Annotated in this window: 5 protein-coding genes; 3 read left to right on the top strand and 2 right to left on the bottom strand. The window is 62.9% G+C overall.

All coding sequences use genetic code 11. The annotated features are described in order from the left end of the window. Together PQQ96_RS35450 and PQQ96_RS35445 are read right to left on the bottom strand one after the other, a co-directional pair. A complete protein-coding gene (locus tag PQQ96_RS35450; RefSeq protein WP_408301130.1) occupies positions 1-1,245 on the bottom strand; it encodes an acyl-CoA dehydrogenase family protein in 1,245 nt (414 codons plus the stop codon). A gap of 38 nt (positions 1,246-1,283) precedes the next feature. Next, positions 1,284-2,579 carry an O-acetylhomoserine aminocarboxypropyltransferase/cysteine synthase family protein gene (locus tag PQQ96_RS35445; RefSeq protein ID WP_408301128.1) on the bottom strand — a complete coding sequence of 432 codons (1,296 nt, stop codon included), beginning with the start codon at positions 2,577-2,579 and terminating at the stop codon, positions 1,284-1,286. A 572-nt stretch (positions 2,580-3,151) separates the two neighbouring features. Here PQQ96_RS35445 and PQQ96_RS35440 point away from each other — a divergent pair. From PQQ96_RS35440 to PQQ96_RS35430, 3 genes are read left to right on the top strand one after another with little or no spacing between them, the layout of a single operon-like run. Next, a complete protein-coding gene (locus PQQ96_RS35440; RefSeq protein ID WP_408301127.1) occupies positions 3,152-4,249 on the top strand; it encodes a BMP family ABC transporter substrate-binding protein in 1,098 nt (365 codons plus the stop codon). A gap of 57 nt (positions 4,250-4,306) precedes the next feature. Then, the gene (locus PQQ96_RS35435; RefSeq protein WP_408301131.1) at positions 4,307-5,422 is read left to right on the top strand and encodes an ABC transporter permease; all 1,116 of its coding nucleotides are present in this window, start codon (positions 4,307-4,309) and stop codon (positions 5,420-5,422) included. Continuing rightward, positions 5,415-6,341 carry an ABC transporter permease gene (locus PQQ96_RS35430; RefSeq protein ID WP_408301125.1) on the top strand — a complete coding sequence of 309 codons (927 nt, stop codon included), beginning with the start codon at positions 5,415-5,417 and terminating at the stop codon, positions 6,339-6,341. The genes PQQ96_RS35435 and PQQ96_RS35430 overlap by 8 nt, the downstream gene beginning before the upstream one ends. Positions 6,342-6,378: the final 37 nt, after the last annotated feature.

The following is a 6,378-nucleotide window of genomic DNA, read 5'->3' as shown; positions in this document are numbered from 1 at the left end:
CTAGGAAACGGACACACCAAATCTTTCGTTATGCGCCTTCCCGTTCAGATAGAAGTCACCGATAGCGGCTTCGCGGATGATCGCCGGATTGTGCGACGCCAGCACGCGTGCGTTGCGCCAATAGCGATCGAAGCGGCGCGTCTCGCTGGTTGCCGATGCGCCGCCCACTTCGAACAGTAGCGTCGCCGCTTGCAAGGTCTGCTCGATAACGATCTGCTGCGCCTGGAAGGTCTGAATATCCAGATGGATATAGGTTTGTTCGTCAGTCCGGCCTTCCTGTCGCGCCATCGACACTTCATCGATCGCGCGGGCGAGCGACGCACTGATGCTCTGCGTCGAGTAAGCAAGGCTTGCCAGGCGGCCGACTACACGATGCACCAACGGATTGTCGCGGGGGCTCGATTCGCCCGGAATACCGAAGGTCCGAGTCTTAGCTTGCGTGAACGCCACCGCATCGCGCAGCGCCGCACGGCCGATACCGGCCAGGTTCGCGACATGCAGCGCCTGGTAGTACGCGGTAAGCAGGCTGTTGCGGCGCGGCTCGGCGGCGTTATAGCGGCGGTACAGGTTATCGAGCGAGACTGGCACATGCTCGAAACGCGCCGTTCCGCTGCCGGTGAGACGCTGCCCGAAGCCATCCCAATCGTCGATACGGTCGAGACCGGGGGCGTCGCTCTTCACGAGCACGCGCACGTTGCTTTGTCCGTCATGGGCGGTGACGTCGACCCAGTCCGCGTAGAGCGTGCCCGTGGTGTAGTACTTCTCGCCGTCGAGATGCCACGCACCGTCGGTTTGCGTGAGGCGCACGCTGTTGTCTGTGACACCGGTGCGTTCGGAGACGGCACCGCCGATGATCTGGCCTTGTGCGATCCGCGTGAGCCAGCGGTCGCGCAGCGGTTCGTCGCCGTTTTCGAGCAGCGCTTCGATGAAGCCGCCGTGCACGCGCAGGATTTGCGGCAGATTCGAGTCCGCTTCGCCAAGACGCGTGACTAGCGCGAGGAACGCTGTGAGCGTGACGCCTTCGCCGCCGTAGCGTTTTGGTACGCGCAATTTGGTGTAGCCGGCTTCGCGGAGCCATTCCGCCGGAGCGTAGGCCAGTTCCCGCTTCTGCTCGCGGGCTACGGCGCCTTCGGCGATGCGGGCGAATACGGGTGCGAAACGGTTAATTAGTTCGTCTTCATCGAAGAGCTGAGCGGCGTCTGCCGATGTGGAATTTGGGTTCGGGTGCGATTCAGATGCTGGCATGAGTTCTCCAAAGCAGGGCGGGGCGTTGTACGCTGCGCTCAAAGCGCGGCCAACGCCTGATCCAGGTCTTCGAGCAGATCGTCGATATGTTCGATACCCACAGATAACCGTACGGTCTCCTCACGCACGCCCGCGCGCGCCAGTTCTTCCGGCGACAACTGCCGGTGCGTGGTCGACGCCGGATGGGTGACCAGCGACTTGGCATCGCCGATATTGACGAGGCGCGTGAACAGTTTCAGCCGATCCTGGAAGCTCGCACCCGCAGCGCGGCCGCCCTTGACGCCGAAGGTCAGGATGCCTGGGCCGCGCCCCGACAGGTAGCGCTTGACGAGCGCATGGTCCGGATGGCCGGGCAACCCGGCGTAGCTCACCCACTCGGCCTTGCTGTGCTCTTGCAGATGCCGCGCAATCTTCAGCGCGTTCTCGCTGATGCGATCCATGCGCAGCGCGAGCGTCTCGATCCCTTGCAGGATCTGGAACGCGTTGAACGGCGAGATGGCCGCCCCGATATTGCGCAACGGCACGACACGCGCACGTCCGATATAGGCGGCGGGGCCGAGTGCTTCGGTGTAGGTGACGCCGTGATAGCTCACATCGGGTGTGGTCAGACGCTTGAACCGCTCAGCATGTTTCGCCCACGGAAACTTGCCCGAGTCGACAATCGCGCCGCCGATGCTGGTGCCATGACCGCCGAGATACTTGGTGAGCGAATGCACTACGATATCCGCGCCATGCTCGAACGGGCGTAGCAGATAGGGTGAGGGCACGGTGTTGTCGACGATCAGCGGCACGCCATGACGATGGGCGATATCGGCGAGTGCGGCGATGTCGGTGATGTTGCCAAGCGGATTGCCGACCGACTCGACGAAGATCGCTTTGGTGCGCTCGTCGATCAGGGCGCCGAACGAAGCGGGCTCGCGCGGGTCGGCAAAACGCGTGGTGATGCCGTACTGCGGCAGCGTGTGCGCGAACAGATTGTAGGTGCCACCGTACAGCGTGCTCGATGAAACGATGTTGTCGCCGGCTTCGGCAATCGTCAGGATCGAATAGGTGACCGCTGCCTGGCCCGACGCGACCGCCAGCGCGCCCACGCCACCTTCGAGCGCGGCGACGCGCTGCTCGAGCACGTCCTGAGTCGGATTCATGATCCGTGTATAGATGTTGCCAGGCACCTTCAGATCGAACAGGTCGGCGCCGTGCTGTGTATCGTCGAAGGCGAACGCAGCGGTCTGGTAAATCGGCACGGCAGCCGCGCGGGTCGTTGGGTCAGGCTGATAGCCGCCGTGCACCGCGATCGTTTCGAGGCGCCAGTTGGCGGATGCGGACTCGCTCAAGGTCGGTCTCCAGAGGTTAGGGCTTCGGTTGAGGCTCGATGCGAGTGCCGATTATTGAACGCTTTGCCCGCGCGCTTTAGCACGATTTTTCGCTTGCTTAGCTGATCTGAGCTGATTTGGTTTGTTTCGCCTGCCCGCGCACCCCGGCTCGCATGCCGGGCGCAAATGCGGGGCGCACGAGCCCCGAGTTGGGGAGCGCTGCACCATGAGGTGGTGAGCGACGCGTTGCGGACCACCGTGACGGCGCCTCCGTCGAATCGCCCCAAATCCAGTCCTGACAAGGATCACAGTCTGTTCCCGGCAACTCGGAATGCACTTGGCATAGCTCCTGCTAATTTGAGTTCAGACTTGTATGCAAGATTGAACTCAAGGAAAAACGAGTGCCTATTTCTTCGCCATTGACGGTCCGCGGTCTTCTCGAGGCCTATGCCGCCAAACGTCTTACGCCGACTGAAGTCGTGGCAGCGGCGCAAGGGACATCACCTCGTTTGGCGGCTAGTTCGCCTATCTCGACAGTCTGAATCTCAACTGAAGGCCAACGCTCTTTAACCCGCTACCAGGAATTGGACACCATGACCAGCCGCCGCAATTTCATCAGGAGCGCCAGTCTGCTCACGCTCGGCAATATCCTGCCGATTCAATCGGTGTTCGCCGCGCCGAAGACCACCGTCGGCGTGATCTACGTCGGCGCGCGCAGCGACTACGGTTACAACCAGGCGCAAGCGACCGCCGCCGCCGTGATCAAGAAAATGCCCGACGTGAAGGTGGTGGAAGAGGAGAACGTGCCCGAAACCATCGCCGTGCAGAAAACTATGGAAGCAATGATCGAGCAGGATGGCGCCACGCTGATTTTCGCGACCTCGTTTGGCTACTTCGATCCGCATGTGCTGAAGATGGCGGCTAAATATCCGAAGGTGCGTTTCGCGCATTGCGGCGGTTTGTGGAAGCAGGGCAACCCGTCGAACATCACCAGCTACTTCGGCTATATCGACGAATGCCAGTACCTGAACGGCGTGGTCGCGGGTCATATGACGAAGAGCAAGAAGCTCGGCTTCGTCGCCGCGAAACCGATTCCGCAAGTGCTGCGCAACATCAATTCGTTCACGCTCGGCGCGCAGTCGGTCGACCCGTCGATCACCACGCAGGTGATTTTCACGGGCGACTGGTCGATGCCTGTGAAGGAAGCGGAAGCCACCAACAGTCTCGTCGATCAGGGTTGCGATGTGCTGACCTGTCACGTCGACGGTCCGAAGGTCGTCGTCGAGACAGCGGAAAAACGCGGCGCGATGAGTTGCGGCTATCACGCGAGCCAGGCGGCGCTCGCGCCGAAGGGCTATCTGACCGGTGCGGAATGGGACTGGGCGACGCCGTACAAGCAACTGGTCAGCGGCGCACAGGCCGGCACCCCGCAGCCGAATGTGTTGCGCGGCGGGTTGAAAGAAGGCTTTGTGAAGATGTCGCCGTATGGCGCGAAAGTCACCGCAGAGGCGAAGCAGAACGCCGACTCGATCAAAAGCAGCATGGTGGCCGGCAATTTCGTGATCTTCAAAGGCCCGATGAAGGACAACAAGGGCGGCACGGCCATCGCCTCCGGCACGAGCCATATACAGACCGACTACACGCTCGAAAGCATGAACTATCTGGTGGCGGGCGTCGTCGGCCAGATCTGAACCTGGCCTGCGTGGTTGTGTGAGTGTGCGTGAGTTTGCATGAGCGAAGGAGCCGTGATGCGTCCCAATGCCCCTACCGCAAGAGTGATCCTGTCACTCTTGCCCGCGCTGCCGACCGCGTTGGCGGTGCTCGGCACGCTGCTGCTGTTTTCGCTGTTCCTGCTGGTACAGGGACAGCCGGCGCTCGATGCGATCGGGCTGATCTTCGAAGGCGCATTCGGCTCGTCGTTTGCGTGGCAGAGCACCTTGCTGCGCGCGTCACCGCTGATGCTGACGGCGCTCTGCGTCGTGCTGCCTGCCCAGGTCGGGCTGATCGTGATTGGCGGCGAGGGCGCGCTTGCGCTCGGCGGCATGTGTGCGGCAATCGTCCCGCAGATACTGCCGCACGGCACGCCGTGGCTGATCGCCACGCCGTTGATGGCGGTGGCCGGCATGCTGGCCGGTGGCGCCTGGATCGGCGCGGTCGGCGCGTTGCGGCAATGGCGCGGCGTCAACGAGACGATCAGCAGCCTGTTGATGTCGTATATCGCGATCGCACTCTTCAAGCACCTGGTGGAAGGGCCGTTGCGCGATCCCGCCAGCCTGAATAAACCGTCCACCTATCCCGTACCCGACGCGATGATGATCGGCTCGATCCCCGGACTCGACACGCATTGGGGACTGTTCTGGGGCGTCGTCGCCTGCATCTCGGCGTGGGTGTTCGTGAAGTTCAGCACCAAGGGCTTCGCGATGCGCGTGGTGGGCGGCAGTCATCGCGCGGCGCGCCTGGTCGGCTTGCCCGTCAATCTGCTGGCCCTTGCGGCGTGCGTATTGGGCGGTGCTGCGGCGGGACTCGGCGGCATGTTCGAAGTGGCCGCGGTGCAGGGCAGCGCAAATGCATCGTTGCTCGCGGGTTATGGCTATGCGGGCATCCTCGTCGCGTTCGCGGCGCGCCAGAATCCGCTCGCGATCATCGCGTGTGCACTGATGATCGGCGGCATCGAGGCGAGTGGTTCACTGCTGCAGCGGCGGCTCGATCTTCCCGACGCCACCACGCTCGTTTTGCAAGGCCTCCTGTTCGCGAACCTGCTCGCGTGGGAAGCGCTTGGCGGGCGCATCGCCGCATGGCGCGTCAATTTGCAGGCCGTCGCACAGGCCGACCTTCCCGTGCAACTGGAGCAGACCCATGCCTGATATGCACTCACCCATCGTGATCCTGCTGCTGTCGCTGTTCGCCGGTGCGATCCGCGTCAGTACGCCTTATCTGTTCGTCAGCCTCGGCGAATGTCTGACCGAGAAAGGCGGCCGGGTGAATCTCGGCCTCGAAGGCATTCTGGTGTCCGGCGCGATGAGTGGCTATGCCGGCGCCTTTCTGACCGGCTCGCCGTGGGCCGGCGTGCTTGCGGCCGGTTTCGTCGGTTTGCTGCTCGGCTGCTTGCATGGCCTTGTTTGCTCGTTGCCGCGCGTGTCAGACATTGCGTTCGGCATCGCGTTGATGCTGCTCGGCACTGGGCTCGCGTTCTATCTCGGCAAGCCTTTCATCGAACCGCAAGCGCCGATGCTGCCGTTTATCGATCTCGGCAAGTGGACCTCATCGCCGCAATTGCATAACGCCCTGCATATCAACCTGCTGTTCGTGATCGGCGTTGCCCTGGCCTTCGTTCTGCAATGGGGTTTGCGCAATACCCGCTGGGGGATGGTGCTGCGGCTCGTCGGCGATCACGCTGAAACGGCGCGTGCCATGGGTTATCCGCTCACTTCCGTGCGCATCGCCGCGACGGCGGTGGGCGGTGTGTTCGCGGGTATCGGTGGGGCGTATCTGTCGCTGGTCTATCCAGGCAGCTGGAATGAAGGACTCTCCAGCGGACAAGGGCTGATGGCGGTCGCGCTGGTGATCTTCGCGCGCTGGCAGCCGTTGCGTTGTCTGTGGGCCGCCCTGCTGTTCGGCGCGGCCGGCGCACTCGGCCCTGCGCTGCAGGCGATCGGCGTGACGAGCGGCTATTACCTCTACAACGCCGCGCCCTATGTGCTGACCCTCGCGATCATGATCGTCAATTGCCGTCCGGATCGCGCGCTGGCTGGCGCGCCGGGCGAGTTGAGCCTGACTCGCTGAGCTTGCGCTGGTGCGTGCGCTTCTGCGTGTGCCAGGG

Origin of the sequence: Paraburkholderia sediminicola (genome assembly GCF_046027825.1) — a bacterium.
In the GTDB taxonomy this organism is placed as follows: Bacteria; Pseudomonadota; Gammaproteobacteria; order Burkholderiales; family Burkholderiaceae; genus Paraburkholderia; species Paraburkholderia sediminicola_D.
Note: the sequence above shows the minus strand (reverse complement) of the source record. Positions and strands in the feature narration are given on the sequence as shown.

Coding starts and splice junctions, on each gene's coding strand:
- PQQ96_RS35450 (WP_408301130.1), bottom strand. CDS start 1,245: ATGCCAGCATCTGAATCGCACCCGAACCCAAATTCCACATCGGCAGAC.
- PQQ96_RS35440 (WP_408301127.1), top strand. CDS start 3,152: ATGACCAGCCGCCGCAATTTCATCAGGAGCGCCAGTCTGCTCACGCTC.
- PQQ96_RS35435 (WP_408301131.1), top strand. CDS start 4,307: ATGCGTCCCAATGCCCCTACCGCAAGAGTGATCCTGTCACTCTTGCCC.
- PQQ96_RS35430 (WP_408301125.1), top strand. CDS start 5,415: ATGCCTGATATGCACTCACCCATCGTGATCCTGCTGCTGTCGCTGTTC.